The sequence below is a fragment of the Janthinobacterium sp. HH104 genome, assembly GCF_001758715.1.
Classification (GTDB): domain Bacteria; phylum Pseudomonadota; class Gammaproteobacteria; order Burkholderiales; family Burkholderiaceae_D; genus Janthinobacterium; species Janthinobacterium aestuarii.
The window spans coordinates 1-25606 of record NZ_LRIB01000052.1; the positions used below are offsets into that span (position 1 = coordinate 1).

Annotated in this window: 19 protein-coding genes and 2 pseudogenes; 9 read left to right on the forward strand and 12 right to left on the reverse strand. The window is 63.0% G+C overall.

The window, feature by feature from the left end; all coding sequences use genetic code 11:
* The first annotated feature begins 108 nt into the window (after positions 1 to 108).
* Positions 109 to 2892 (forward strand): hybrid sensor histidine kinase/response regulator, encoded by a 2784-nt coding sequence (locus JAB6_RS23970; protein ID WP_070305095.1) that lies wholly within the window; start codon positions 109 to 111, stop codon positions 2890 to 2892.
* Here JAB6_RS23970 and JAB6_RS23975 read toward each other — a convergent pair.
* Positions 2877 to 3656: pseudogene (locus JAB6_RS23975) on the reverse strand (alpha/beta hydrolase); the annotation flags it as partial. The gene JAB6_RS23970 and the pseudogene JAB6_RS23975 sit on opposite strands and share 16 nt — an antisense overlap.
* A gap of 134 nt (positions 3657 to 3790) precedes the next feature.
* Positions 3791 to 6928, reverse strand: coding sequence for an NAD(P)-binding protein (locus JAB6_RS23980; RefSeq protein WP_070305099.1), 3138 nt, complete (start codon positions 6926 to 6928; stop codon positions 3791 to 3793).
* A 188-nt stretch (positions 6929 to 7116) separates the two neighbouring features.
* Between JAB6_RS23980 and JAB6_RS23985 the strand changes: the two genes are divergently transcribed.
* A complete protein-coding gene (locus JAB6_RS23985; protein WP_051991807.1) occupies positions 7117 to 7665 on the forward strand; it encodes a phosphohydrolase in 549 nt (182 codons plus the stop codon).
* 362 nt (positions 7666 to 8027) lie between these two features.
* On the forward strand, positions 8028 to 8627 hold the full coding sequence (locus tag JAB6_RS23990; RefSeq protein ID WP_235194314.1) for a two-component system response regulator: 600 nt from the start codon (positions 8028 to 8030) through the stop codon (positions 8625 to 8627).
* A gap of 415 nt (positions 8628 to 9042) precedes the next feature.
* Here the strand turns inward: JAB6_RS23990 and JAB6_RS23995 are convergent, their stop codons facing one another.
* Positions 9043 to 9264 carry a hypothetical protein gene (locus JAB6_RS23995; RefSeq protein WP_051991806.1) on the reverse strand — a complete coding sequence of 74 codons (222 nt, stop codon included), beginning with the start codon at positions 9262 to 9264 and terminating at the stop codon, positions 9043 to 9045.
* Between the two features lie 261 nt (positions 9265 to 9525).
* Here JAB6_RS23995 and JAB6_RS29460 point away from each other — a divergent pair, with 261 nt between their 5' ends.
* From JAB6_RS29460 to JAB6_RS24005, 3 genes are all read left to right on the forward strand, one after another.
* Positions 9526 to 9702: a hypothetical protein gene (locus JAB6_RS29460; RefSeq protein ID WP_175444610.1), complete on the forward strand. Its 177-nt coding sequence runs from the start codon at positions 9526 to 9528 to the stop codon at positions 9700 to 9702.
* 67 nt (positions 9703 to 9769) lie between these two features.
* The gene (locus tag JAB6_RS24000; protein ID WP_034756758.1) at positions 9770 to 10357 is read left to right on the forward strand and encodes a chromate transporter; all 588 of its coding nucleotides are present in this window, start codon (positions 9770 to 9772) and stop codon (positions 10355 to 10357) included.
* On the forward strand, positions 10354 to 10938 hold the full coding sequence (locus tag JAB6_RS24005; RefSeq protein ID WP_070305102.1) for a chromate transporter: 585 nt from the start codon (positions 10354 to 10356) through the stop codon (positions 10936 to 10938). The genes JAB6_RS24000 and JAB6_RS24005 overlap by 4 nt, the downstream gene beginning before the upstream one ends.
* Before the next feature lie 165 nt (positions 10939 to 11103).
* On the opposite strand, the pseudogene JAB6_RS28605 reads toward JAB6_RS24005, so the two are convergent.
* From JAB6_RS28605 to JAB6_RS24045, 9 genes and pseudogenes are all read right to left on the reverse strand, one after another.
* Positions 11104 to 11907: pseudogene (locus JAB6_RS28605) on the reverse strand (IS5 family transposase).
* An 86-nt stretch (positions 11908 to 11993) separates the two neighbouring features.
* Positions 11994 to 12734, reverse strand: coding sequence for an HNH endonuclease signature motif containing protein (locus tag JAB6_RS29150; protein WP_139143493.1), 741 nt, complete (start codon positions 12732 to 12734; stop codon positions 11994 to 11996).
* 164 nt (positions 12735 to 12898) lie between these two features.
* Entirely contained in the window at positions 12899 to 13597 is a 699-nt protein-coding gene (gene urtE, locus JAB6_RS24015; protein WP_070305105.1) for an urea ABC transporter ATP-binding subunit UrtE, read from the reverse strand.
* Between the two features lie 6 nt (positions 13598 to 13603).
* On the reverse strand, positions 13604 to 14434 hold the full coding sequence (gene urtD / locus JAB6_RS24020; protein ID WP_070305107.1) for an urea ABC transporter ATP-binding protein UrtD: 831 nt from the start codon (positions 14432 to 14434) through the stop codon (positions 13604 to 13606).
* Positions 14431 to 15552 carry an urea ABC transporter permease subunit UrtC gene (urtC, locus tag JAB6_RS24025; RefSeq protein WP_139143494.1) on the reverse strand — a complete coding sequence of 374 codons (1122 nt, stop codon included), beginning with the start codon at positions 15550 to 15552 and terminating at the stop codon, positions 14431 to 14433. Before urtC ends, urtD begins: the two co-directional genes overlap by 4 nt.
* The gene (gene urtB, locus JAB6_RS24030) at positions 15549 to 17132 is read right to left on the reverse strand and encodes an urea ABC transporter permease subunit UrtB (RefSeq protein WP_070305109.1); all 1584 of its coding nucleotides are present in this window, start codon (positions 17130 to 17132) and stop codon (positions 15549 to 15551) included. Before urtB ends, urtC begins: the two co-directional genes overlap by 4 nt.
* A gap of 87 nt (positions 17133 to 17219) precedes the next feature.
* Positions 17220 to 18473, reverse strand: a complete 1254-nt coding sequence (gene urtA, locus JAB6_RS24035; protein WP_070305111.1) for an urea ABC transporter substrate-binding protein — start codon at positions 18471 to 18473, stop codon at positions 17220 to 17222.
* A gap of 198 nt (positions 18474 to 18671) precedes the next feature.
* The gene (locus tag JAB6_RS24040; protein ID WP_070305113.1) at positions 18672 to 19460 is read right to left on the reverse strand and encodes a DUF4349 domain-containing protein; all 789 of its coding nucleotides are present in this window, start codon (positions 19458 to 19460) and stop codon (positions 18672 to 18674) included.
* A gap of 21 nt (positions 19461 to 19481) precedes the next feature.
* A complete protein-coding gene (locus JAB6_RS24045) occupies positions 19482 to 20087 on the reverse strand; it encodes a transglutaminase family protein (RefSeq protein WP_070305157.1) in 606 nt (201 codons plus the stop codon).
* Positions 20088 to 20352: 265 nt separating this feature from the next.
* Here JAB6_RS24045 and JAB6_RS24050 point away from each other — a divergent pair, with 265 nt between their 5' ends.
* Genes JAB6_RS24050 through JAB6_RS24060 form a run of 3 tightly spaced genes read left to right on the forward strand, consistent with a single transcriptional unit; the run spans position 20353 to position 25576 of the window.
* Entirely contained in the window at positions 20353 to 20934 is a 582-nt protein-coding gene (locus JAB6_RS24050) for a DUF2760 domain-containing protein (protein WP_070305115.1), read from the forward strand.
* Entirely contained in the window at positions 20931 to 22811 is a 1881-nt protein-coding gene (locus JAB6_RS24055) for an Hsp70 family protein (protein ID WP_070305116.1), read from the forward strand. Before JAB6_RS24050 ends, JAB6_RS24055 begins: the two co-directional genes overlap by 4 nt.
* Positions 22812 to 22813: 2 nt before the next feature.
* A complete protein-coding gene (locus JAB6_RS24060; RefSeq protein WP_070305118.1) occupies positions 22814 to 25576 on the forward strand; it encodes an Hsp70 family protein in 2763 nt (920 codons plus the stop codon).
* Positions 25577 to 25606: the final 30 nt, after the last annotated feature.

Here is a 25606-nt window from a genome sequence, read left to right on the forward strand (position 1 = left end):
AGATGTGTATAAGAGCCCCCTCCCTGCCACCGCGCTTCCAGCTACCGCGTCTGCGCCTGGCTATGCGGCTGGCCGCTCCTGCTCAGCCTGCTGTTCAGCCTGCTGGGCATGGCGGGCGCGGCGCAGGCAACTCCCATTCCCCTGGGCAAGCAAGGCATCCACCATTTGGGCATAGGTGGGCAACTATTTCTCGCCGACAACGAAGCCGCGCCTGCCGATGCCGCCGCCCTGCCCGCCTGGCTGGCGCGCCAGCGTCCGGCCAGCCAGGTCGACCTGTTCGGCGGCGCCTACTGGCTGCATGCGCAGGTGCGCAACGACAGCGCTGAAACCGCCTGGGTCATCGACCCGAACGACACGCTGATCGACCTGGTAGACGTGCACGTGTATGGCCCCGGGCAGCACACGGCGCCGCAGACCTTGCTGACGGGCTACCAGCGGCCGCACGAGTATTTATTGCACTACGGCGGGAACGTGCAGCTGGCGCCGGGCGCCACCTACAATATCCTGATGCGCTTTTCCAGCCCGTATTACGCGCGCGCGCCCATGTTCGGCGTGAAGACGCAGCGCGATTACCGCAAGCTGGTGGGCAAGGAAAACTTCCTGATGGTGGCGTCCATCGGCGCCCTGCTGGCGCTGGGCCTGTTCAATTTCTTCATTTTTTCCATCACCCTGGAAAAAGCCTCGGCCTATTACACGCTGTACGTGCTGACGTACGGCCTAGCCTGGGCCATGACTTTCCACGTGTTTGCCGACCTGTTCGACTGGCATCAGTTGCAGCTCCATTACGTGCCGTTTTTCCTGCTGCCTGTCTTCAGCACGCTGTTCTACATGCATTTCCTGCGCCTGCGCGACTACTCGCCCCGGCTGCACAGCATCAGCAAGATCAACCTGGTGCTGCCCTTGCTGCTGCTGCCGAGCTGCTTCTTCGCCCTGTCGTATGCGCATACCTTGGCCACCATCGCCATCAGCATCTGGATGCTGCTGGCGCTCATCTGCGGCATCGTCGTCTGGCGCCGCGGCTACCAGCCGGCGCGCTTCTTCGTGCTGGCCTTCGTCGCCCTGATGCTGCCCGGCTTTCTGATCCTGCCGGCCAACCTGGGCCTGATGCCGGCCATGGTGGCCAACGCCCAGCTGGTGACCCTGCTCGGCGGCACGCTCGACGGTTTGCTGCTGGCCTTTGCCCTGGCCGACCAGATCCGATTGCTGCGCAATAACCTGGAACAGCGCGTGCAGGAACGCACCCTGGCGCTCACCCTCAGCAACGACGCCCTGCTGAAGGCCAAGGAGCACGCGGAAGTGGTCAGCCGCCACCGCATCGATTTTCTGTCGGCCATGAGCCACGACATCCGCACGCCGCTGGCCGGCGTGATCGGCATGCTGAAATTCGCGCTGCGCGACCAGTCCGTGCGCGGGCGCACGCAGGAATACCTGCGCATCGGCTTGCACAACGGCGTGTCGCTCTTGACCATCCTCAATGACATCCTCGATTTCTCGAAGATCGACGCGGGCAAGCTTACCCTGGAAACCGTGGACTTCGACCTGCTGGCGCTGATCGGCGACGCGGCCGGCATCGTGCAGGGCCAGGCCGACGCCAAAAGCCTGCTGCTGCGCCGCGAACTGGCGCTGGACCTGCCGCGCTACGTGCGCGCCGACCCCACGCGGCTGCGGCAAATCCTCATCAACCTGCTGGGGAACGCGCTGAAATTCACGGCCAATGGCGAAGTGCTGCTGGAAGTGCGGCGCGCCCGCACGCCGCCGCGCCAGGACGGCCGCAACGCCATTGAATTCATCATCAGCGATACGGGTCCCGGCATCGACGCGGACACCTTGCCGCGTTTGTTCCAGAAATTCGAGCAGGCCGACCATTCCACCACGCGCCGCTACGGCGGCACGGGCCTGGGCCTGGCCATCTGCAAGGAACTGGTCGAACTGATGAAAGGCACGATCGGCGTGGAAAGCCGGGTCGGCATCGGCTCGCGCTTCCATTTCACCTTGCCGCTGGAAGACGGCAGCGCGCCGGCGGCCGACGCGCGCCGGCCCGCACGCCACGCGCGCCACGCCTGCCGCCTGCGCATCCTGTGCGCCGAAGACGTGCGCACCAACCAGATCATCATCGGCACCCTGCTCGAAAGCATGGGGCATGAGGTGACCATCGTGGAAAACGGCGAGCAGGCGCTGCGCGCGCTGGGATCCGGCGCCTACGATTGCGTGCTGATGGATGGCCGCATGCCGGAGATGGATGGCGAACAGGCCGCGCGCCTGATCCGCGCAGGCGGCAACGCGCAATTCCCCATTGCCGACGCGCAGATTCCCATCCTGGCGCTGACGGCCAACGCCAGCGAACATGACCGGCAGCGCTACCTGGCGTCCGGCATGGACGACTTCCTCAGCAAACCCGTCGACGAAGCGCTGCTGTTCGAAAAAATCGACGCCATCATCGACCTGCTGCTGGCGCGCGGCCACGCGCTGCCGCCTGCCGCGCCCACCGAAGACGATACCCTGGCGCGCCAGTTCGGCCTGGACGGCGCCGACGACCAGTCACCCGCGCCGGCCGATCCCATGACGGCACCCGTGCACATCCTGCCGCTGGCAGGCCTGTCGCAACAGCACCTGCAGCGCATCGCGCAAGCGTTCCTGACGGAAGCGCCTCGGCGCCTGGACCTGGCCTGCCACGCCGTGCGCGATGGGAACGCCAGCGCGGCCGCTGCCGCCTTCCATGCCTTGAAGGGCAGTGCCGGCTACCTGAGCCGCCCCACCCTGCACGGCCTGTGCCACCAGATGGAAACCCTGGCCTCGAACGGCCAGCTCGATAACGTGGAACAGTTCCTGCCGCAGCTGCAAGAGGCGCTCGATGCGGCGCGGCGGGACCTGGAAGCTCAGCCAGCAGGCTGAGGCATCCAGCCATGCGCTTGCAGCCACGCCAGCAACAGCTGCGGCCACGCGGCCGGTTCGCTGTCCGGCTTGCCCAATCCCCAGCCATGCCCTCCGCTCTGGAACTGATGCAGTTCGACGGACGCGCCCGCGCGGCGCAGGGCGGCGGCCATCAATATACTGTTTTCGGGCGGCGACACGCGGTCGTCGAGCGCCTGCGCGATGAAGGTGGGCGGCGTGCGCGCATCGACGTGCAATTCCACCGATAGCGCGTCGCGCGCCGCCTGCGTGGGATGGGCGCCCAGCAGCTGTTTCTTCGCATGCGTCGTGTCGAATGGCCGCTGCATGGTCAGCACCGGGTACAGCAGCACGGCAAAGTCTGGCCGCGCGGAGACGCCATCCACCGCATCGACAGGCGCATAGCGGAGGGCATCGGGCTGCACGGCCGTCATGCCGGCCAGGTGCGCGCCGGCGGAAAACCCCAGCATGCCGATGCGCGCCGGGTCGATGCCCCATTCGGCCGCGCGCGCACGGATCACGCGCATGGCGCGCTGGCCATCCTGGAATGGCGCGGCTACCCCGCCGCCTTCCTGCGGCAGGCGGTACAGGAGTTCAAACGCCGTGATGCCCTGCGCCTGCAGCCAGCTGGCGGTGGGGCCGCTCTCCTTGCCCGCCTCGATATGCGCATAGCCGCCGCCGCTGACCAGCAAAATGGCGATACCGTTCGGCTGCGCGGGGCGGTGCGCGATCAGATACGGTTGCTCGACCTGCGTGATGGAGCCCTTGGCGTTGTCGCGCCGCGGACCCGGTGCCGCGCCACCGGGCGGCGCGCCCGGCCACAGCACAATCGCGCCGGACGGCGCCGCGCCCGCGTGCAGGTGGAGCAGGACTAGGCACGACAGCATCAGGCCTCGCATGCCTAGAAATCCGTCTCGCCCTGAATCACGGCCGGATAGCCCGTCATGGCACGCGAGGTCTGCATGCCGGCCATCACGGCCGCCTCGACGCAGCCAGCGTTGAGGCCCGTCTTGATCCAGTCGCCCGTGAGGAACAGGTTGCTGAAGCCTGACTGGTCGGTGGCCAGCCGGTACTGCGTGCTGCCCACCACCGACATCACGTAGCGCTCGGACGGGTCGACGTTGGCACGCCAGTACTGGCTGTCGAAGCGCGCCGGTCCCATACTCTCCTTCGCATCGACCAGCCATTGCCACGGGAACGCGCCCGGCGCGCCCGCCTCGGACCACAGCGCGCCGATCTCGCTCTCGAGCTGGTGCAGCGCGCCCTGCTTCGCCCTGGCCGCGCAGCGGGCGGGAAAATCCGTGTCGGTGACGGGCGGGTAGCTGTCGACGGGGAAGGCGCTGCAAAAATACGAGACGTTTTTCGGCTCCAGCCCGACCGGCCAGTCTTCGTGCGCCAAGAGTTGGTCCATCGGCGCCCACGTGTCGTACGGCTCCGTAAAAGCCGACAGCACCGGCTGCTGGTCTTTCGGCTGCGTGGTCCAGCCCATCTGCGCCAGATTCTTGTTGAGCCACACCTGGTAAGCCTGCGTGGCCACGGTTTTCACCTTGTCGGCCGCCAGCTGCAAGGCCGGGCTTTGCGCCAGCAACTGCGGGCACAGGGCCTGCAGCGAACCGATGGAAATGCCGAACACCACCTTGTCGAAATCGACGCCCTTCTTCAATACCGTGGCGGGCAGCGCGCGGCCGAACGCTTGCTGGTACTGCTGCGGCCAGGCGCTCCAGTACGACTCCAGGTTGACTTCCTGCGCCTGCAGCAGCGCCGCCTGGGCCGGTTCGATCTGCGCGTAATCGGGCGCGCTGGGCCAGCAGGCGAGGCCCTTGACGTCCACCAGCGGCGCGTAGCCTGCGGCGGGATCCTTCAGTTGCACCTGCTGCGTGATGCGGATGCTGTCGATGTCGCCCGCGCCCGGTACCAGTTCTTCCACGCGCTGGAAGAATTTGAATTCCACGCCCCTTTTCTTCAGCACCTCGTACATCGGCGTAAAGATGGTGTCGCCCATGCCGGCCTGCATCTTGAACATGATGCCGCCCTTGTAGGCCAGGCCGATGCGCGCCATCGAGCGCAAGAGCGTCCCCGCCTCGATGTTCGGCTTGGAAAAGTCGCCGCCCTCGTAGGCAAACACCAGATCGTAAAAGCCGCGCACGGGCGCCGAGTTGACGCTGAACTGCTCGTCGCCGCCATGCTTGCGCAGCCAGGCACGGAAATCGATGTCGTTGATGACGTCAAAGCCGTTCTTGAACACGCCATCCTCGAACATGCCTTTCATGACCGTGATGCCCAGGTCCAGGCAAGTGAACAACCGGCGCAATTCATCGTCGCCATCGATCAGGGCGCGGTAGCGCAGGCGCAGCCACGCGCGGATGCCGTTCAGGGTGCTGGCCAGCAGTTGGTGGCGGGCCTGGTCGTGGCGCGTGGAATCGGGCGCCAGATCGGCCACCAGCGCCACCAGCGCACCGACGGACAAGCCCACGTCGAGGCCCAGTTCATCGGCCTGTCCCACCACTTCATCGGCCAGGCGGCGCAGCCAGCCCGGCCACACGCCCTCGCCTTGCGACGCACTGGCGCGCACGATGCGCGCGTCGGCATCGGCCACCTGCCGGATCTGGCGTATCCACTGCTCGATCCAGCCCACCATGGCGATGGCCATCTGCCACAGCGTGATGTCTTCGCCCCCCTGGCCCGGCTCGCCCGGCAAGGTGGGAAAGACGATGGACCAGTTGCGCCACTGCCCCTTGACGTCTTCCGACAGGGCCACGTAATCGTGCTGCTTGAAGGCGTCGCGCCAGGTGGCCAGCGGCGCGCCGGGCGGACGCTCCAGGCTCGCATACGCTTCCTTGATCATCTTGAAAGCGTTCGCGTAGAAGCCGAACCAGATGTGCAGGCCGTGCTCCTCGATACGCTGGCCCGCTTGCGCATTGCGCCCGCTGGCGCCCTTGCCGCCCAGGCGCCAGCCCAGCTGGTAGACAGTGATGGCGTGCCGGTTCTGCCAGCCCGGCTGGTTCGTCAAGTAATACGCAGTGGTCATGGCCGCCACGCCGCCGCCGAGGATGGCGATCTTTTCCGGCGCGATGCGGGAATTGTCGACCAGCTCCTCGCCCGGCATGGCCGTGAAATCGAAGTTCACATTGAAGGGCAAAATCGCCGTTTGCGGTCCCAGCCGCAAGCCCAGGGTCTGGTCCAGCGGGAAGCTGTCGAAAGCGTGCACCGTGCATTCGTATTCATAACCGAGCAGGCGCGCGCTGTGCAGGCGGTTGATTTCGGCCGGCGCGGCCACGAGGGCCTGGTACACGGCTTTCACGCCCGCGCTGTCGGGGAATTGCTTGAGGAAAATCTGGTCGATGCGCGGGTTGCGCAGCAAGGACAGAATATCGGCCCAGCCGGCCTGGTCCATGTCAAAGAAATCGGGGATGGAGAGGAAAATCTGGAACGCCTGCTCGATGAGTTCCAGGAAACTGTTGACGGGCTTGTGCGGCCCCGTCTGCACGGTTGCGTTGACTTCCAGCAACGGGTGCAGCGCCAGTTTCGTTTCCGGTGAGAAATGCTGGAAGCCCTTGGCGGCGACGGAACAGCGCAGCGGCTCGCTGCCGGCGGCGGGAATCTCGTAGTCGCACAGGTATTTCGGATAGCCGAACAGCTCGCGCCCGTTGATCAGGGCCATCGCGTCATCGACGAAAATATGGCATGGGTACCAATAGATATGCGCGAGCTTGCCCTGCTCATCCATCTGGCCGACCATGATCCAGGTGACGATATCGACTTCCGTGATCCAGCCCTTGGCCTGGTCGACGGGGTTTGCGGAATCCGCATGGTTGACGCGCGTAAACGTCAGCATCACATACGGCGACAGGGCTTTCAGGGTCATCTTGCTGCCCGCCACCTGGTTCAAGGTGGTATTCACGGTGGCCTGCAGCTTGGCCAGGTCGCCCTTGACGAAATAGCCGTACATTTCCGACTGTTTCAATTGCAGCGGCGAGTGCATCATCACCGAACCGCCCTGATAGATATACGAAGGTCTTGCCGAAGGTTGCGCCGTCATTGCCCTGCCCCTGTGAAGTTTCAGAAAAACAAGATTGCTACAGTGTATTTTAGAAACAGCAAGAAATGATATGAAATAAATTAAAGGATTTGCCAAGATGCATAGCTTGGGCTTGCGCACGGCAGCCGGGGCAAGCCCATGCCATCGGGTGTACGATAAAGCCTCTTGAGCGTTCCGAGCACCATGCCATGGCAATGATTACCACCGACTACGTTTCCACTTACTCAGGCAACCGTTTTTATCCCTTGCGCCCGCATATCGACAAGGTCGCCATCGAGGACATCGCCCACGGCCTCGCCTACCAGTGCCGCTTCAATGGACAGACGCAGGTGTTTTACTCGGTCGCCCAGCACAGCCTGATCGTCGCCGAACTGGTGCCGCCACCCCTGCGCCTGGCCGCCCTGCTGCACGACGCGGCCGAAGCCTATCTGGGCGACATGGTGAAGCCCTTGAAAGTATTGCTGCCGGAGTTTGCCGTGCTGGAAGACAAGGTCAGCGCCATCATCGCCGCCACGTATGGGCTGGATTTCTCCGATTACGCGCCCATCAAGCGGGCCGACCTGATCGCGCTGGCGACGGAAAAGCGCGACCTGATGCCGCACTCGGCCGAGCGCTGGGCTTACCTTGACGGCATCGCCCCCTTGCCCGGTATAATCGAAGCCATGGGTCCGGCCGAAGCCAAGCAGCGCTTCCTGCATGCTTTCGCCCAGCTGAGCGGGCTTGGACTTGCCGCATGAATGCTACGACCCTGCCTCACGAACGGGCGCTAAGCCCCGGTTTTTGCACGGCTTTTTTAGATATCCACAGCAACTGTGGATAAAGTTGTTGATAAGCCCCTCTTGACAAGCCGCAACACCAGTATTGATGCGGGTTTCAACAATTTGCTGATTTCACAGGCAATTTTTTACCCCAATGAAATCAATGACTTGCAATCACGAATTTGCGCTGGAGCAAAGTTACTTCACCACCATGAAAATATATTTTGCTGTGCATAAGCAATCCTGGCGCCAGGCCGTCTTGCTTGAACAGCATTGTTTTGACAAACCCCGTAGACTGGCATAGTGTGGAGTAGCGAGCACGATCAACGGTGGATAAACGCATGAACATGGATAGCGATAGTGCCGCCAAGGGGGCGGACGAACCGGACTGGCTGGTCGACGAACCGCTAGAACGGGCAGACGCGGCGGCAGAGCCTGCCACCGCGGCGCCATGGCGCGTGCTGATCGTCGATGACGATGTCGACGTGCACGTGGTGACCAAATTCGCCCTCAGCCAGGCCAGCTTCCAGGGACGCAGGCTGAGCTTTTTGCACGCGTATTCGGGCGCCGAGGCGCTGGCCTTGCTGCGCAGCACATCCGATATCGCCGTGGTGCTGCTCGATGTGATCATGGAAACCCAGGATGCCGGGCTGCAAGTGGCGCGCCAGATCCGCGAAGATCTGCACAACAGCGCCGTGCGCATCATCCTGCGCACGGGCCAGCCCGGCCAGGCGCTCGAGCACCGCATCATCATCGACTACGACATCAACGATTTCTGGTGCAAGACGGACCTGACCACGCGCAAGTTGTTCACCACCGTGATCGCCTCGCTGCGCACCTACGCCACCTTGCGCGAAGCGGAGCAGCAAGTCGCCGAGCTGGCCGCAGCCCTGGCCCAGTGCGGCAACACGCCAGCGGCGCCGGCCGGCGGCACGCCCTGAACACGGCCGCTACTTTCAGTCATAAAACCAGAGCACTGGATAGGCATACAGGCTTGTGGCATGCCCCATTTTGGCCCATCCTGCCGGCCCATCGCATGTGCCGGGCGGCCCCCATTTCCTAAGTGGCGGATTGTTAAGCGCTTTTTCAGATATCCACACGGACTGTGGATATCTTTGTGGATAAGGGCCTATTGACAGCCCTCAAAGCCACAGCCCGTGCGGCTTTCAATAAACTGCTCAATCAAACAGCAAAAATAAAATCTATTAAAATCAAGCACTTGGAAACTCACACATAATCACAGGAAAATTATTTCAGCAATTTCGTTAACCCATCATTTGTGCATAACTGAGCCGTAATGATCAATCCGACAACACCGGGCTAACGCTGCCGGCAACACAGTTGCAATGCGGATACTCAATGCACGGTCTGGCGGCGCTGCTCCGGATGCAGCAGCACGCGCTCGATCAGCTCGGGGGCGATATTGTATGACTTCAGGTATTCCAGCGCGCACAAGGTGCTGAAGGCTGCCTGCACGGCGATGCCCAGGTTGACGATATCGCACATCTTCTGGTCGACGCGGGCATGCAGCGCCACGGGTTTGACGGGCATGTGCAAGGTTTCTTGGGAACTCAGCATGATGAATGACTCCTGCGGAAGGTAGACATGGCGGGACATGGCGGCGGAGAACGGCGCCGGGATGGCAGCGAGGAAGAGTGACAGCGAAAGTATTGCCGAAAAACGCGCGATGTCAATGCCAGCCAGTTATTCCCATGCAGTTTTTTTCTGATACACAAGGCCGCACGTCTAAGGCAGATCAAACGCAGCGCCTGTCGCCAGCCTAGTATGGAATGGCTGCCATCACGCGGCGTTCGCGCTGCATGGACGAGGAGACACGACATGAATACAACACCCGAACCAGCCAAAAATCCCGGCGACATCGCCCCTCCCGGCACCCCCGGCACCGGTGAAAACGTCTGCACGCATTGCCAGGGCCGGGGCGCCAGGGCCGATGGCCAGCCCTGCCCCATGTGCGGCGGCACGGGCGTGGTTATCGCCGGCATAGGCGGAGGCTGAGCCACGCCAGCAACTATGTATGGACATAAGCATGGACAAGGCGAAGCAGGCACGGCGATAATCAGCCATGCCCGCACCTTCCACGCTTCCGCCCGACCTGCCCCGTCCGCAACCAGCTTCGCTTGCCGACCTGTTCTTCTCGTTCACCTGGCTGGCCCTGCAAGGCTTTGGCGGCGTGCTTGCCGTGATCCAGCGCGAGATGGTCGAGCGCAAGCGCTGGCTGACGCAGGAGGAATTCCTCGAAGACTGGGCCGTGGCGCAAATCATGCCCGGGCCGAATGTCGTCAACCTGTCCCTGATGGTGGGCGGGCGCTATTTCGGCTTGAAAGGCGCGCTGACGGCGCTGGCCGGCATGCTGGCCGCGCCCCTCGTCATCGTGCTCGTGCTGGGCGTGCTGTACACGCGCTTTGGCGACAATCCGCAGATGGCGGGCGCCCTGCGCGGCATGGCGGCCGTCTCGGCCGGCATGATCGCCGCCACGGGCGTGAAACTGGCGACCGCGCTGACCAAGCATCCGCTGCCCCTGTGGCTGACCTTGTCCATCACCGTGCTCGGTGTGCTGATGGTGGCGATCTTGCGCTGGCCCCTGCTGTACATCCTGCTGGGCCTGGGCGGCATCGGCTGCCTGCTCACCTATCGAAAGCTGTCCCCATGAATCCGCCCTTGCAACTGGTATTGAGCGCGGGCGACTGGCTGAACCTGTTCGGCCACTACCTGATGCTGTCGCTGATGTCGATCGGCGGCGCCATTTCCACCACCTCCGAAATGCACCGTTTTCTCGTCGAACAGCATGGCTGGCTGACCCAGGCGCAATTCAACGAATCGATCGCCATCGCCCAGGCCGCGCCCGGGCCAAACGTGCTGTTCGTCGCCCTGATGGGCTGGAACGTGGGCATGAACGCGGGCAGCTACACGGCCGCCTACCTGGGCGTGTTCATCACCATGGTGGGCATCATGCTGCCCAGCACCACCCTTACCTACGTGGCGGCCCAGTGGGGCTACCGCAACCGCGACCTGCGCCCCGTGCGCGCGTTCAAGCAAGGCATGGCACCCATCGTCGTCGCCCTGCTGATTTCCACGGGCATGATTTTGGGCGGCGCCAACCATGACATCCGCACGGACTGGCCCCTGTGGAGCCTGTCCATCGTGACCGGCCTCATCATCTGGCGCACGAAGATCCATTTGCTGTGGCTGCTGGCGGCCGGCGCCGTGCTGGGCTGGCTGCAGCTGGTGTGAAAATTGTTTCCTTATATTTCTTAGACTGATACACCTGCCCAACCTTAAAGTTCCAATATCCCCATGTGATAATAGGTGCAGGGTAAATGTACTCCTTACCCCCGTTCGTTGCGACCGGTGCAAGGAGTACGTCCATGTTATGGCAAAATTCGATCTTTAGAGCGCCTAACAGAACCTCCGAATATATCGCCAGCAGATGAGTATGCAGGCAAGCGAGAGGAATGCCTGGTGGATATCGGCTCGGCGCTCGTAGCGGATACGCAGCCGGCGGAAACGGTGAAGCCAACCGAGTGTGCGTTCGACAACCCAGCGCCATTTGCCTAGGCGCTCGCGCGATTCGATGCCGTATCGAGCAATGCGCGGTGTAATCCCTCTGCTACGTAGCCAGGCCCGATGGGCACGTGATGCATAGGCCTTGTCGGCGTGCAGTTTGGCCGGACGTTTGCGTGGCCGGCCGCCAGGCCTGCCACTGACGGGACGGCTTCGAGCAGCGGGATCAGCATCCGGGAATCATGTACCTGAGCCCCCGATATGCTCGCCACCAGAGGCAGTCCGCGTTGGTCGACGAGCAGATGGTGCTTGCAACCGAGCTTGCCGCGGTCGGTGGGATTGGGGCCGGTATGCTGTCCGCCTAGGGGGGGATGGCACGCTGGCCGAGTCGACACTGGCGCGTTCCCATTGAATCTGGTCGTATTCCCGCAAGTGCTGCAGCATGGCTTCATGGATGCGTTGCCACACGCCAGCCTGTTGCCATGCATGCAGGCGCCGCCAGCAACTCATGCCGCTGCCACAGCCCAGTTCACGAGGAAAATATTCCCAAGGCAAGCCTGTCTTGAGGACAAACAGGATGCCGGTCAAGGCGGCGCGGTCGTCAATGCGAGGGCGTCCTCCCTTTGGCGAAGGATGATGTACTGGCAATAAAGGCTGGATCAGCGCCCACAGGTCATCAGGAAGAAGTGCTTTAGCCATGTGAACGGCTCCCGAAAACGATGTCAGGTGGGTTTGACCAGCTTCGGGGCCGTTTGTTTCTCTAGGCGACGTTTTGTTAGGAGTTCTTAATTGGCCTTCACAATATACTGGCCATATTCATTTTGAAGGCATGGATCGACATATATCAGTTGATGGTTCGTATTCAGCATAATGAGATGTGCATCGAGTGCCCTGTGCAAATCGGCCCGGAGAGGAATACCGTCATCTGCACCGTTATCGCCATCTTGCCAGCTTTTGCCAGGCAGATGGGCTGCTTCCAGAAGCGCGTCAACACTGCAATGGGTAACCACACACTTGAAGTTATTTTTAGCAAAAACAGCTTTCCTGAAAGCACTTTGCTGCAGCCTTACTTTGACTTCCGCCATACGGAAACATGGCCCACCCTGTCCAGCATCATCACTCGACCTTATATAATAGGAATAGGTAACAGCACCGTCCTGCTTCAGGATTGCCCGCAACGCACTTTGCGCGTCGCTGGCATCCTCCCAGTCCACAACTTCATAACACTGAACATTTGTCAAAATGAGCTTATTACGTCCGTTGGCCGGCTCACATGCTTCGAATCCCTGATAGTCCCCAGCATAAACCAATTTCTTTTTTTCAACAAAGTGAATACCAAATGCACTGCCTGCAGAGACCTGAACGGGTGTGCCACTCCAGTTGCCATTCAGATAGCGGTTATTTTGTTGATCGTAGTGAAAACGGTCTTCAGCTTTCGGATCAATGTTTTTGGTGATAACTGCTGGCCAAAGAACTGTTTGGAATAAAGAAAGCAGTTCCGCCGCGTCAATTTGTATAGGATTCAAATGTATCTCGCTATAAATAGGGCCATGTTAGCCGTGCTTTTATAGTAATGCATCGGGGAAATTAAATGAATTTTATTTTGAAATTCCGCTACCCCCTTCCAATCATCCATAACAAGATTGCTCTTTTAATGAATATTAATGGAGAATCCCACCTTAGCTAGCTGTCACACGGCCAGGTGCCGCTTCACGTCCTCGCCATCCATCTGTTCCGCCTTGCCGCTGGCGACGACACTGCCGCGCGACAGGACGATGAATTCATCGGCCAGCTCGCGGGCGAAATCGAAATACTGTTCGCACAGCACGATGGCCATGTCGCCACGCTGCTTCAGCAAGGAAATGACCCTGCCGATATCCTTGATGACGGAGGGCTGGATGCCTTCCGTCGGCTCGTCGAAGATGATCAGCTGCGGCTCGGCCAGCAGGGCGCGGGCGATGGCCAGTTGCTGCTGTTGCCCGCCGGACAAATCTCCGCCGCGCCGCTGCAGCATCTCTTTGAGCACTGGAAACAGCGCATACACGTGGGGATCGATGCGCGACGCTTGTTTGCCCCGCTTCACCGCCATGCCCATCAGCAAGTTTTCCTCGACCGTCAGGCGCGCAAAGATGTCGCGCCCCTGCGGCACGTAGGCGATGCCCAGCTTTGCCCGCGCATGCGGCGTCAGTTTCGTGATGTCGCGTCCCTGGAACGCCACCTTGCCCTGCGCCACGGGCAGCACGCCCATCAGGCATTTGAGCAAGGTCGTCTTGCCCACGCCATTGCGCCCCAGCAAGGCCAGGCATTCGCCCTTGCGCGCCGACAGATTGATGCCGCGCAAGGTGTGCGAGGAGCCATAGTATTGATTCAATTGCTCGACTTCCAGCATATGTGTTCACCTTCCCAGATAGACTTCGATGACGCGCTCGTCGGCTTGCACTTCGTCCATGCGCCCCTGCGCCAGCACGGAACCCTCATGCAGCACGGTAACGATGCCTTGCTGGGCAATTTCCGTCACAAAACCCATGTCGTGCTCGACCACCATGATCGAATGCTTGCCGCGCAATTCATTGAGCAATTCCGCCGTGCGCGCCGTTTCCGCATCGGACATGCCGGCCACCGGTTCGTCCAATAGAATCAGCTGCGGCTCCTGCATAAGCAGCATGCCAATTTCCAGCCACTGCTTTTGCCCGTGCGACAGCAAGCCGGCTGACCGCGCTTCCTGGCCGTTGAGGCGAATCAGGCGCAAAATCGCTTCGATCTTGCCCGCCTGCTCGGATGTCAAACGGGCAAACAGGGTGGGCGCCACGCGCTTGTCCATCTTCATCGCCAGTTCCAGGTTGTCGAACACCGTGTGCTGCTCGAACACGGTGGGGCGCTGGAACTTGCGACCGATACCCGCGTGGGCAATCTGCGCTTCCGTCATCGTCGCCAGATTCATGGTCTGGCCAAACCAGGCCGTGCCGGACGTGGGTCGCGTCTTGCCGGTGATCACATCCATCATCGTCGTCTTGCCCGCGCCGTTAGGGCCGATGATGCAGCGCAATTCGCCCACGGAAATGTCGAGACTGAGCTTGTTGATGGCCTTGAAGCCGTCGAACGACACGCTGATGTCCTCCAGATACAAAATGGCACCATGCGTCGTATCGACGCCCTCGCCTTTCACGCGCGAATAGCTGGCGCCCGTCTCTGTGCCGGCCATGCCGGGCAACATGCGGATACTCATGCGGCCTCCTCTGCCACGACGGCCGTTTTCTTGCGTTTGAGCTTGTTCAACACACCGAGCATGCCTTGCTGCATGAACAGGGTGACGACGATGAACAGCAAGCCCAGCGCGAACAGCCACAGTTCCGGCAAGGCGGCCGTGAACCAGCTTTTCAAGCCGTTGACGGTGAAGGCGCCCAGGATGGGACCGATCAAAGTACCGCGTCCGCCGACGGCCACCCACACGACCATTTCGATGGAGTTCGCCGGTGACATTTCGGACGGATTGATGATGCCCACTTGCGGCACGTACAGAGCGCCAGCGATGCCGCACAGCACCGCCGACAAGGTCCAGACGAACAGCTTGAACCACAGCGGGTTGTAGCCAAGGAACATCAAGCGCGCCTCGCTGTCGCGCACGCCCTGCAGCACCCGGCCCAGCTTCGAGCGGACGATGGCGCGCGCGCCGATCAAGGCCGCCAGCAGGAAGGCCAGTGTCAGCAGGAACAGCACGGCCCGGGTGGCGGGCGCCGTGATGTCATGGCCAAGGATGGTCTTGAAATCCGTGAAACCGTTGTTGCCGCCAAAGCCGGTGTCATTGCGGAAGAACAAGAGCATGAAGGCATACGTCATCGCCTGCGTGATGATGGAAAAATACACGCCCTTGATGCGCGAGCGGAATGCAAAGTAACCGAAGACAAACGCCAGCACGCCCGGCACCAGCACGACGAGGGCCATGCAGTACCAGAAATGTTCCGTGAAGGCCCAGTACCACGGATAGGTTTTCCAGTCGAGAAAGACCATGAAGTCGGGCAAGCTGCTCTGGTACTGGCCCTGCTCGCCGATGGCGCGCATCAGATACATGCCGTGCGCATACGCGCCCAAGGCAAAAAACACGCCGTGGCCCAGCGACAAGATGCCCGTGTAGCCCCAGACGAGATCCAGCGCCAGCGCGGCCAGCGCGTAGCACATGAACTTGCCCACCAGCGCCACCGTATAGGCGGATACGTGCAGCGCATGGCCTTCGGCAAACACCAGGTTAAAAATCGGCAACAGCGCCGCCAGCAGCGTGCATGCGGCAATCGCCAGCCAGACGGGCCGCGTGAACAGGCCCTGCTTGGATTGATAGGAGGTAATCATTCGACGCTGCGTCCCTTCATGGCAAACAGGCCCTGCGGCCGGCGCTGGATGAAAATGATGATGAACACGAGAATGGCAATCTTCGCCAGCACGGCGCCCGCCACCGGTTCGAGGAATTTGTTCACTTCGCCCAGCCCCAGCGCAGCGATGACGGTGCCGGCCAGCTGGCCCACGCCGCCGAGCACCACCACCATGAAGGAATCGACGATGTAGCTTTGGCCCAGGTCCGGCCCCACATTGCCCAGCTGCGACAGGGCCACGCCGCCGAGCCCGGCGATGCCGGAACCGAGGCCGAAAGTCAGCATGTCGACCTTGCCCGTGGCCACGCCCACGCAATCGGCCATGCGGCGGTTTTGCGTCACGGCCCGCACGAATAGGCCCAGCCGTGTCTTGTTGAGGATCAGCCACACGGCCACCACGACAAGGACGGCGAAGACGATGATGGCCAGCCGGTTGTACGGCAGCACGAGGCCGCCCAGCACCGTCATGCCGCCCGACATCCAGGCGGGATTGGCCACTTCCACGTTTTGCGCGCCGAAGATCGTGCGCACCATCTGCATGAGGATCAGGCTGATGCCCCAGGTGGCCAGCAGGGTTTCCAGCGGCCGCCCGTACAGCCAGCGGATCACCGTGCGCTCGAGCGCCACGCCCACCAGTCCCGCGACGAGAAAGGCGGCCGGCAAGGCGGCTAGCAGGTAGGCATCCTGCAGGCCAGGCAAATAGGTGCGGAAGAACAGCTGGCACAGATACGTCGTGTAAGCGCCTATCATCAGCAATTCGCCATGCGCCATATTGATGATGCCCATCAAGCCGAAGGTGATGGCCAGCCCCAAGGCGGCTAACAGCAGCACGCTGCCCAGCGAGATGCCGTAGAACACATTGCCCGCGAATTCCATGCGCGCCACTCGTCCCTTGATCTGGCCCATGGTGTCGATGGCGGCCAGCTGCACGGCTTCGTCCGGCTCGCCGCCCTTGTCCAGCATGGCTTGCAGCACGGGCAGCAGCCGCGCATCGCTGCTGCCCGCCAGGTCCTGTACAGCCTGCTTGCGCGTGGCGGCGTCTGGCGCATGCAGATTGGCGCTGGCGATCAGCACTTGCAATATCTGCTGGATCTCGGCATCGCTCTCTTGCGCCAGCGCCTTGTGGATCAGGGGCAGCTGCGCGGGATCGACGGATTGCTGCAGCGCCTGCGCAGCGGCCAGCCGTGTGGCCCGCTCTGGCGCCAGCAGTTTCAGCCCCGACAAGGCACCAGCCACGGCCGAGCGCAAGCGGTTGTTGACCATGACGCCGTCGATACCGTCCGGCAGCGGCACGCTCTTGCCGCTTGCCGGGTCATATGCCTGCTCGCCGTCGACGATGTAGACCTTGCCGTCGGGCGCTGCATACAGGCTGTCGTCTTGCAACGCTTGCAGCACCTTGGCAGCCTCGGGCGTGGCCAGGGCGGCGATCTGGGCGACGGCGGCGACTCTGGTATCTGGGTCGTCGCCGGATAGCGGTTTGAGCAGGTTGGGGGAAATGGCTGCCTGCGCAGACAGCGGCAACAGGCAAAGTAATAACAAAATACGACGTAGCAGACGCATGCGGAAAGACCTCTCATCGTTACTTCAGCCCAAGCGAAATCTGGGGTCAGACCCGTCGGGTCTGACCCCGGCCTTTCTGCTGCTAACTCATAACTTCTGCTTACCCTCATTCCCCTTGATAAACGGGCTCCAAGGCTGCGCACGTATCGGTTCCTTGGTTTTCCACACGACATTGAATTGCCCATCGGCCTTGATCTCGCCGATCATCACGGGCTTGTGCAGATGGTGGTTCGTAGCGTCCATGGTCAGGGTGAAGCCCGATGGCGCCTTGACGCTCTGGCCGGCCATGGCGGCGATCACCTTGTCCGTGTCCGTCGACTTGGCTTTTTCCACGGCTTGCGCCCACATGTGGATGCCGACATAGGTCGCTTCCATCGGGTCGTTCGTCACGACCGAACCCGCGTTCGGCAGCTTTTGCGCCACGGCATACGCCTTCCACTGCTTGATGAAGGCCGTATTCACGGGATTCTTGACGGATTCAAAATAATTCCATGCCGCCAGGTGGCCAAGCAAGGGCTTGGTATCGATGCCGCGCAGCTCTTCCTCGCCCACGGAAAACGCAACGACAGGCACGTCCGTGGCTTTCAAGCCCGCATTGCCCAGCTCCTTGTAGAACGGCACATTCGAGTCGCCATTGATGGTGGAAATGACGGCCGTCTTGCCACCCGTGGAAAACTTCTTGATATTGGCGACGATGGTTTGATAGTCGGCGTGGCCGAACGGCGTGTAGACCTCGCTGATATCGCTATCTTTGACGCCCTTGCTTTTCAGGAAGGCACGCAGGATCTTGTTCGTGGTGCGCGGATACACGTAATCCGTGCCCAGCAGCACGAAGCGCTTGGCGCCGCCGCCATCCTTGCTCATCAGGTATTCGACGGCGGGGATCGCTTGCTGGTTCGGCGCGGCGCCCGTGTAAAACACATTCTTTTCCAGTTCTTCGCCCTCGTATTGCACCGGGTAAAACAGCAGGCTGTTGAGCTCCTTGAACACAGGTAAAACCGACTTGCGCGACACGGACGTCCAGCAGCCGAACACGACGGCGACCTTGTCCTGCGCCACCAGCTGGCGCGCTTTTTCCGCGAACAAGGGCCAGTTCGACGCCGGGTCGACGACGACGGCTTCCAGCTTCTTGCCCAGCACACCGCCCTTGGCATTGATCTCGGCGATCGTCATCAAGGCCACGTCCTTCAGCGACGTTTCGGAAATGGCCATGGTGCCCGACAGCGAGTGCAAAATGCCCACCTTGATCGTGTCGGCGGCCAGGGCTGCCTGCATGTAAGTGGAGGTGGCAAGGGCCAGTGCGCCGGCGGCGGCCGCTTTCAGGATGATGCGTCGTGACATGGGGACTCCTGTGATGGGTTCGTGGGGGTCGAGCTGGGCATACGATGTTGTTAAAGCAGAATGCATGCCAGCACCAGCAGGTGTCCGCCATGGTGCACGCGGCTCTCGCCGCACGAAAAAAAACCTGGCTGCACAAGGACTGTGCAGCCAGGTTTCAAATTGCCGTAAAACGGTGCGCCGGACGCAAAAATCCCGGCATCAATCCTTGCGCGGTACGCCTCTCAAGCGGCGCCAGCCCTTGCGTCCCAGCGGGAACAGCAACACGAAAGCGATCAGCCACGGCAGGATGTAGGCCATGGCCGTGATGGCGTTGGCCACGCCTTCCGACAGGTTGTCCGTGAAATTGCCCAGCGAGCGCTTGACGGGCGTCCAGAACGATTGCTTGCCTTCCGCGCTGATGGCCACGTTCAGCAAGTCCGTATCGATGCGCTGCATCAACAGCGCGTCGGCCGCCGTCGCCTGCTCCAGCTCCACTTGCACAGTGGCCAGTTCCTTGGTCACCTTGATGAGGGCATCGACATTCGCGCCCGAGCGCTTTTCCAGGTCTTGCAATTGCGCCTGGTATTGCTTGAGCATCTCCAGACGTTTCTTGCTGTCGAGCACGGGGCGGCCCAGGTCTTCCACCTTGGTGCCCTGGCTGGTGACGTCGCCTTCGGCCGCGACCAGCGCGACAAGCTTCTTGATGCCGGCCGGCTTGGCGCGCATGCTGATGCGCGCATGCACGTAGCGCCCGCTGTCGAGGCTGGAATCGAGCAGCAGGCAGCCGTTTTCCGTATCGGCCTTGCAGGCGGCAACCACTTTTTCATACAGGGGCCGCACTTGCGCCTCGTGCGTATCGACGCTGACATTATGTTCATAGGCAAGAAACTCGCTGCCCTTTTCCTTGCCATCGAGACGCGCGGCGCTCGACTGCCCGCCGCTCTCGCCCTTGCCGCCGCAACCGGCCAGCAACATCAGGCCGATCAGACCTACATACACTTTTTTCATGATTTCTTTCCTGGATTATTTTTACAGCGGCAGCAATGTGATATCGGGCAGGTGCGCCGCCACGTCGTGCACGGTGGCGTATTGCGTCAGCAACGCCACCACCTGCGGCAGCGGTTCCGCCCAGATTTCCGGCAAGTCGCGCTCTTCGGGCGCCAGCACGGGAAAGGCCAGCTGCTCGCGTGGCGGCACAAAGGCGGCATCGACGCCGGGTTTGTTGCCGCGCGCATCGATGCGGTACCAGCCAAAGTCCTGCAGATACACGGCATTCAAGCCATGCAGGCAAAACGGCGGCCCCACTTCGCCGACAGCCAAGCGCTGGTAGCACAGGCCGGCAGGAATGCCGTTGGCGCGCAGCAGCGCGGCCAGCAGATGGCTCTTCGCATAACAGTATCCCGTTCCATGCTGCAAGACGTCGGAAGCGCGGCAAGTGACGGGATTGCGCTGGTAATCCCAGCTGTGGGCCACCTCGTCGCGCACGAAGGCAAAGCAGCGGGCCGCGATGGCGGCGTCGCCCACGGCACCTGCCGCCAATGCGGCCGCCTTGGCGCGCACGGCCGGATGGTCGCTGTCGATGTAGGTGCTGCTGGCTAGATATATGGAAAAGTCGGGGGAAAAGTCGGTAGACATGGCATAAAGGCAATGCGAAAAGATAATGCGCGATTTTAGTCGAAGCTTCGCAACATTCACCGTTTCTTTGCGCAGGAACAAAGAAAATCCACGCGTCAGGCTCGCCGTTCCGGGGGCGGCGACTTTGGCGCCGGCCCGGTAGCTGGTATCATGCGGGCAAACACAGCCGACCGTACAGGCCCGGCACAAGCACTACCCTGCGAAGCGGCCCCGCCACCGGGCGCGCCGCCGACGCCACCCTACAGATCAGAGAAACGAGTTCCCTATGAGCACTTCATCGTCCCACCCATCGTTCTGGCGCCGTGTCCCGCTGGCTTTCGGCGCTTTCTTCAGCACCCTGTCGGACGCAGCCTATGCGGCCCGCGTGGAAAAGCTGTCCCTGCCCGAGGCTGCTCCCGTCGCGCCAGCGGCCCCGGCGCCAGCCCCCGTGCCGACACCGGCCGCCGCCCCCGTCATCTTGAAAGAAGCCACGCCCGATGCGGCCTTGCAGTTGCTGGCCCTGCTGCAACGCGAAGCGCGCCTGATCGACTTCACCCAGGAAAATCTGGGCAGCCATGCGGACGCCGACATCGGCGCGGCCGCCCGCGTCGTGCATGAAGGCTGCGCCAAGGTCATGCGCGAATACTTCACCATCGACGCCGTGCGCCAGGAAGCGGAGGGCAGCCGCATTGTCCTGCAGGAAGGTTTTGATTCTGCCCAGGTACGCCTGACGGGCAACGTGGTCGGCTCGGCGCCATTCACGGGTACCTTGAGCCATCGCGGCTGGCGTGCGTCCAGCGTGCGCCTGCCGAAACTGAGCGCGCAGCACGACGCCGCCATCCTCGCACCGGCCGAGGTGGAACTGTGAACGACACAAGGAACGCCACCCCGAACACCCCGCGCTACGCCATCGGCATCGACCTGGGCACCACCCACAGCGCCCTGTCGTATGTGAACCTGGTCGAAAGCGACGGCGAGCAATCGAGCCACGGCGTGCTGAAAGTGCCGCAACTGTCGGCGCCGGGCACGGTCGAAGAATTGCCGCTGCTGCCATCGTTCGTCTACCTGCCGCACGCCGATGAAGTGGCGGCCGGCGACCTGGCCCTGCCGTGGGTCACCGAAGAAGCCGAAGCGCCATTCGTCGTCGGCGAAATGGCCCGCAGCCGCGGCGCCACCACGCCGATCCGTCTGGTATCGAGCGCGAAAAGCTGGCTGTGCCACCCGGGCGTGGACCGCCGCGCGGCCATCCTGCCGAACGACGCGCCGGCGGAAGTGGCGCGCATCTCGCCGATCACGGCCGCCACGCGCTACCTGACGCACTTGCGCCAGGCCTGGGACAACGCCCACCCGCAAGCGCCGTTCGCCGAGCAGGAAATCACCGTCACGATTCCCGCCTCGTTCGACCCGGCCGCGCGCGAGCTGACGATGGAAGCGGCGCAGGCGGCCGGCTACACCTCGCTCACTCTGCTGGAAGAGCCGCAAGCGGCCCTGTACAGCTGGATCCAGACGAGCGAAGGCCGCTGGCGCAAGGAAGTCAAGCCGGGCGACATCATTTTAGTGGTCGACGTGGGCGGCGGCACCAGCGACTTTTCGTTGATCGCCGTGCTCGAGCGCGACGGCGTGCTGGAACCGCACCGCGTGGCAGTCGGTGAACACATCCTGCTCGGTGGCGACAATATGGACTTGGCGCTGGCCCACCTGGTGGCCCGCAAGCTGGCCGCCAACGGCACCCAGCTCGATGCCTGGCAAATGCGCGCACTCACGTATGGCTGCCGCAGCGCCAAGGAAAGCCTTCTGGCTGACAGCGGCATGGAAACGGCGCCGATCGTCGTGCCGAGCCGCGGCTCGAAACTGATCGGCGGCTCCATCCGCACGGAACTGACGCGCGCCGAAGTATCCACCTTCATCCTCGACGGCTTCTTCCCGCAGGTGGAAGCATCGAGCCGCCCTGCCGTGCGCACGCGCGCCGGCCTGACGCAACTGGGCTTGCCGTATGCGCAGGACGCGGCCATCACGCGCCACCTGGCGGCCTTCCTGGGCCGGCAAGTAGCGGCGACTGCCGAACTGGAAGGCTTTGCTGGCCGCCAGGCGGACGGCGCCAGCTTTTTGCACCCGACGGCCGTGCTGTTCAACGGCGGCGTCTTCAAGTCCGACTTGCTGGTCCAGCGCATCATGGCGACCGTCAACGACTGGCTGTACATGGAAGGCGCGGAACCGGCGCGCATGCTGGCCGGGGCCGACCTGGACCTGGCCGTCGCGCGCGGCGCCGCCTACTACAGCTACGTGCGGCGCGGCCATGGCGTGCGCATCCGCGGCGGCACGGCCAGTTCCTTCTATGTCGCCATCGAGTCGGCCATGCCGGCCATCCCCGGCATGGAACCACCGATACAGGCCCTGTGCGTGGCGCCGTTCGGCATGGAAGAAGGCAGCGAACTGGAACTGCCGGGCCAGCAATTCGGCCTGGTCGTGGGCGAACCCGTGCACTTCCGCTTCTTCGCCTCGTCCACGCGCCGCAACGACCAGATCGGCGACTTGCTCGACTTCTGGGGTCCCGATGAACTGCAGGAACTGAGCGAAATCCAGGCGACGTTATCCGCCGAAGGCCGTCAGGCTGGCGACGTGGTGCAGGTCAAGCTGCACGCGCGCGTGACGGAAGCGGGCACCCTGGAACTGCTGGCCGTTTCCCCTGACGGCGCCGAGCGCTGGAAAGTGGAATTCGACGTGCGCGGCACGCCGCAGCCATAAGCATGCGCGGCGCTGAGGGCAAGCCGGCCTTCCTGGTCGGCATCGACCTGGGCACCACCAACACGGTGGTCGCCTATGCCAAGGCCAATGATGCGCAGGCTGAAATAAACCTGTTCGCCATCGAGCAGCTGGTCGCTCCCGGCGAAGTGGGTGCACGCCCGCTGCTGCCCTCCTTGCGCTACCATCCCGCCGCCGGCGAACTGGCGGCGGGCGACTTGCAGCTGCCGTGGCCACAGCAAGACCTGGAACATGCCGTGCTGGGCACCCTGGCGCGCCAGCTGGGCGCCCAGGTGCCGGGCCGCCTCGTTTCCAGTGCAAAGAGCTGGCTGTCGCACGCGAACGTGGACCGCCAGGCACCCATCCTCCCATGGGGCGCCGATGCCGACGTGGCCAAGGTCTCGCCCGTGGCGGCCAGCGCCAGCTACCTCGCCTACGTGCGCGCCGCGTGGAATCACCGCTTCCCGCATGCTCCGCTGGAGGAGCAGGAACTGGTGCTGACCATCCCCGCCTCGTTCGACGAGGGCGCGCGCGCACTCACATTGGCATCGGCGCGCATGGCGGGCTTGCCCACCTTGCGATTGGTGGAAGAACCGCAGGCCGCTTTTTATGACTTTCTGCAGCGCCGGCGCGCCACCCTGCGCGACGACCTGGCCGACACGCGCCGCATTTTAGTCTGCGACGTGGGCGGCGGCACCACGGATTTCAGCCTGATCGACGTGGCCTTCGATGACGACGGCGAACCGCAGCTCACGCGCAGCAGCGTGGGCAACCATTTGATACTGGGCGGCGACAATATGGATCTGGCGCTGGCCCACCTGGTGGAAACGCGCATGGCCGCAGGCGTCGAAGGCGGCATGAAACTGTCGGCAGCGCGCTTGTCGCAGCTGATGGAACGCTGCCGCGCGGCCAAGGAGCTGCTGCTGTCGCAGGACGCGCCGGACAAGGCCACCGTCACTTTGCTGGGCGGGGGATCACGTTTGATCGGCGGCAGCCGTTCCGCCGACGTCACGCGCGAGGAAGTGGCGGCCATGGTGGTCGACGGCTTCTTCCCGAAAGTGGAACTCACCGAGACGGCGAAAAAGGGCCGCGCGGGCATCGTCGAATTCGGCCTGCCGTATGCGCAAGACGCGGCCATCACGCGCCACCTGGCCAGCTTTTTGCAACAGCACCAAGGCGCACTGCCCGACACCCTGCTGCTGAACGGCGGCGTGTTCCGCGCCGACGCGCTGGCGCGACGCCTGGCAGAAACCATGGCGCACTGGCGGGGCCAGCCCCTGACCATCCTGCATAACGATAATCCCGACGTGGCCGTGGCCCGTGGTGCCGTCGCCTACGCGCTGGCCCGGCGCGGCCAGGCACCGCGCATCGGCGGCGGCTCGCCGCGCAGCTATTTCCTCGTGCTGGGCGAGGCGGGCAAGGATCACCGCGCCGTGTGCATCCTGCCCCGTGGCAGCGCCAGCGGCGAAGAAATCCGCCTGACGGAGCGCCTGTTCGCGCTGCGCCTGGGCCGGCCCGTACGCTTCCACCTGGCCACGTCCCTCTTTGAGGCGGGCACGCCGCCGCAACTGGGCGAGATCGTCGATCTGGACGCCGGGGAATACTTGCGCCTGCCACCGCTGGCCAGCGTGCTGCAAGCGGAAAGCGGCGACAAGCGCGACATCACCGTGCAGCTGGCAACCGTCATGACGGAAGTGGGGACGTTGGAAGTGCATTGCGTGGCCGAAGCCGATGCCAGCCAGCGCTGGCTGCTGGAATTCCAGCTGCGCGCTGATAAGGAAGAGCAAGGCGATGGCGAGGCTCAAGCCGTTTCGCCACGCATCAAGGAAGCCATCGAAAAGATCGAGCGCATCTTCGGCGGCAAGGCGCAAAAGGTCGACACCAAGGAAGTGCGCCAGCTGCGCCAGCACCTGGAACGCGGGCTGGGCGGACGCGAAAGCTGGGATACGCCGCTGCTGCGCCAGCTGTTCGACGCCCTGATGCTGCGCGCGCGCGGCCGGCGCCGCTCCGCCGAGCATGAGCGGGTCTGGCTGAACCTGACTGGCTACTGTTTGCGCCCCGGCTATGGCGATACGCTCGATCCATGGCGCATCGAGCAGCTGTGGGCCCTGTTCGACACGGGCGTCCAGCATCACAAGGATAACCAGGTGTGCGCCGAATGGTGGACCCTGTGGCGACGGGTGGCCGGCGGCTTGAGCACGGAGCAGCAATTGCGCCTGCTCGACGACTTCGCCTTCAACCTGCAAGCCGATGCGGCCCAGCGGGGCAGCCGCCCCGTCACCCTCGTCAACGGCAGCGACGACGACATGCTGCGCCTGGGCGCCTCCTTGGAGCGCATCCCCGGCGCCTACAAGGCCGAAGTGGGTGCCTGGCTGATCAAGCGGCTGGAGAAAGCCGGCCGCGAAGCGGCGGACACGAACACCCTGTGGGCGCTGGCCAGGGTCGGCGCGCGCCAGCCCTTCCACGGCAGCGCGCATGAAGTGGTCGACAGCGCCACCGTGGCCGAATGGCTGCACGTGCTGCTGGCGCTGGACTGGAAAAAGACGGAACCGGCGGCGTTTGCCGCCACCCACCTGGCGCGCATGACGGGCGACCGCTCGCGCGACATCGGTGACGAGCTGCGCGCCACTGTGCTGACCCGCCTGAAAGCCGTGGGCGCCCCACCGCTGTGGCAGGCAATGGTCAGCGAAGTGACGCAGCTCGACGAAGCGAATACCAAGCGCATGCTGGGCGAAGCGCTGCCGCCGGGGTTGAAGCTGATAGGCTGACATCATTGATCACGCAGGTCGGATTAGCCC

Excerpts from the sequence above, each read along its gene's own strand:
- JAB6_RS23970 (WP_070305095.1), top strand. The coding sequence starts at position 109 with ATGGCGGGCGCGGCGCAGGCAACTCCCATTCCCCTGGGCAAGCAAGGC.
- JAB6_RS23980 (WP_070305099.1), bottom strand. The coding sequence starts at position 6,928 with ATGACGGCGCAACCTTCGGCAAGACCTTCGTATATCTATCAGGGCGGT.
- JAB6_RS23985 (WP_051991807.1), top strand. The coding sequence starts at position 7,117 with ATGGCAATGATTACCACCGACTACGTTTCCACTTACTCAGGCAACCGT.
- JAB6_RS23990 (WP_235194314.1), top strand. The coding sequence starts at position 8,028 with ATGAACATGGATAGCGATAGTGCCGCCAAGGGGGCGGACGAACCGGAC.
- JAB6_RS23995 (WP_051991806.1), bottom strand. The coding sequence starts at position 9,264 with ATGCTGAGTTCCCAAGAAACCTTGCACATGCCCGTCAAACCCGTGGCG.
- JAB6_RS29460 (WP_175444610.1), top strand. The coding sequence starts at position 9,526 with ATGAATACAACACCCGAACCAGCCAAAAATCCCGGCGACATCGCCCCT.
- JAB6_RS24000 (WP_034756758.1), top strand. The coding sequence starts at position 9,770 with ATGCCCGCACCTTCCACGCTTCCGCCCGACCTGCCCCGTCCGCAACCA.
- JAB6_RS24005 (WP_070305102.1), top strand. The coding sequence starts at position 10,354 with ATGAATCCGCCCTTGCAACTGGTATTGAGCGCGGGCGACTGGCTGAAC.
- urtE (WP_070305105.1), bottom strand. The coding sequence starts at position 13,597 with ATGCTGGAAGTCGAGCAATTGAATCAATACTATGGCTCCTCGCACACC.
- urtD (WP_070305107.1), bottom strand. The coding sequence starts at position 14,434 with ATGAGTATCCGCATGTTGCCCGGCATGGCCGGCACAGAGACGGGCGCC.
- urtC (WP_139143494.1), bottom strand. The coding sequence starts at position 15,552 with ATGATTACCTCCTATCAATCCAAGCAGGGCCTGTTCACGCGGCCCGTC.
- urtB (WP_070305109.1), bottom strand. The coding sequence starts at position 17,132 with ATGCGTCTGCTACGTCGTATTTTGTTATTACTTTGCCTGTTGCCGCTG.
- urtA (WP_070305111.1), bottom strand. The coding sequence starts at position 18,473 with ATGTCACGACGCATCATCCTGAAAGCGGCCGCCGCCGGCGCACTGGCC.
- JAB6_RS24040 (WP_070305113.1), bottom strand. The coding sequence starts at position 19,460 with ATGAAAAAAGTGTATGTAGGTCTGATCGGCCTGATGTTGCTGGCCGGT.
- JAB6_RS24045 (WP_070305157.1), bottom strand. The coding sequence starts at position 20,087 with ATGTCTACCGACTTTTCCCCCGACTTTTCCATATATCTAGCCAGCAGC.
- JAB6_RS24050 (WP_070305115.1), top strand. The coding sequence starts at position 20,353 with ATGAGCACTTCATCGTCCCACCCATCGTTCTGGCGCCGTGTCCCGCTG.
- JAB6_RS24060 (WP_070305118.1), top strand. The coding sequence starts at position 22,814 with ATGCGCGGCGCTGAGGGCAAGCCGGCCTTCCTGGTCGGCATCGACCTG.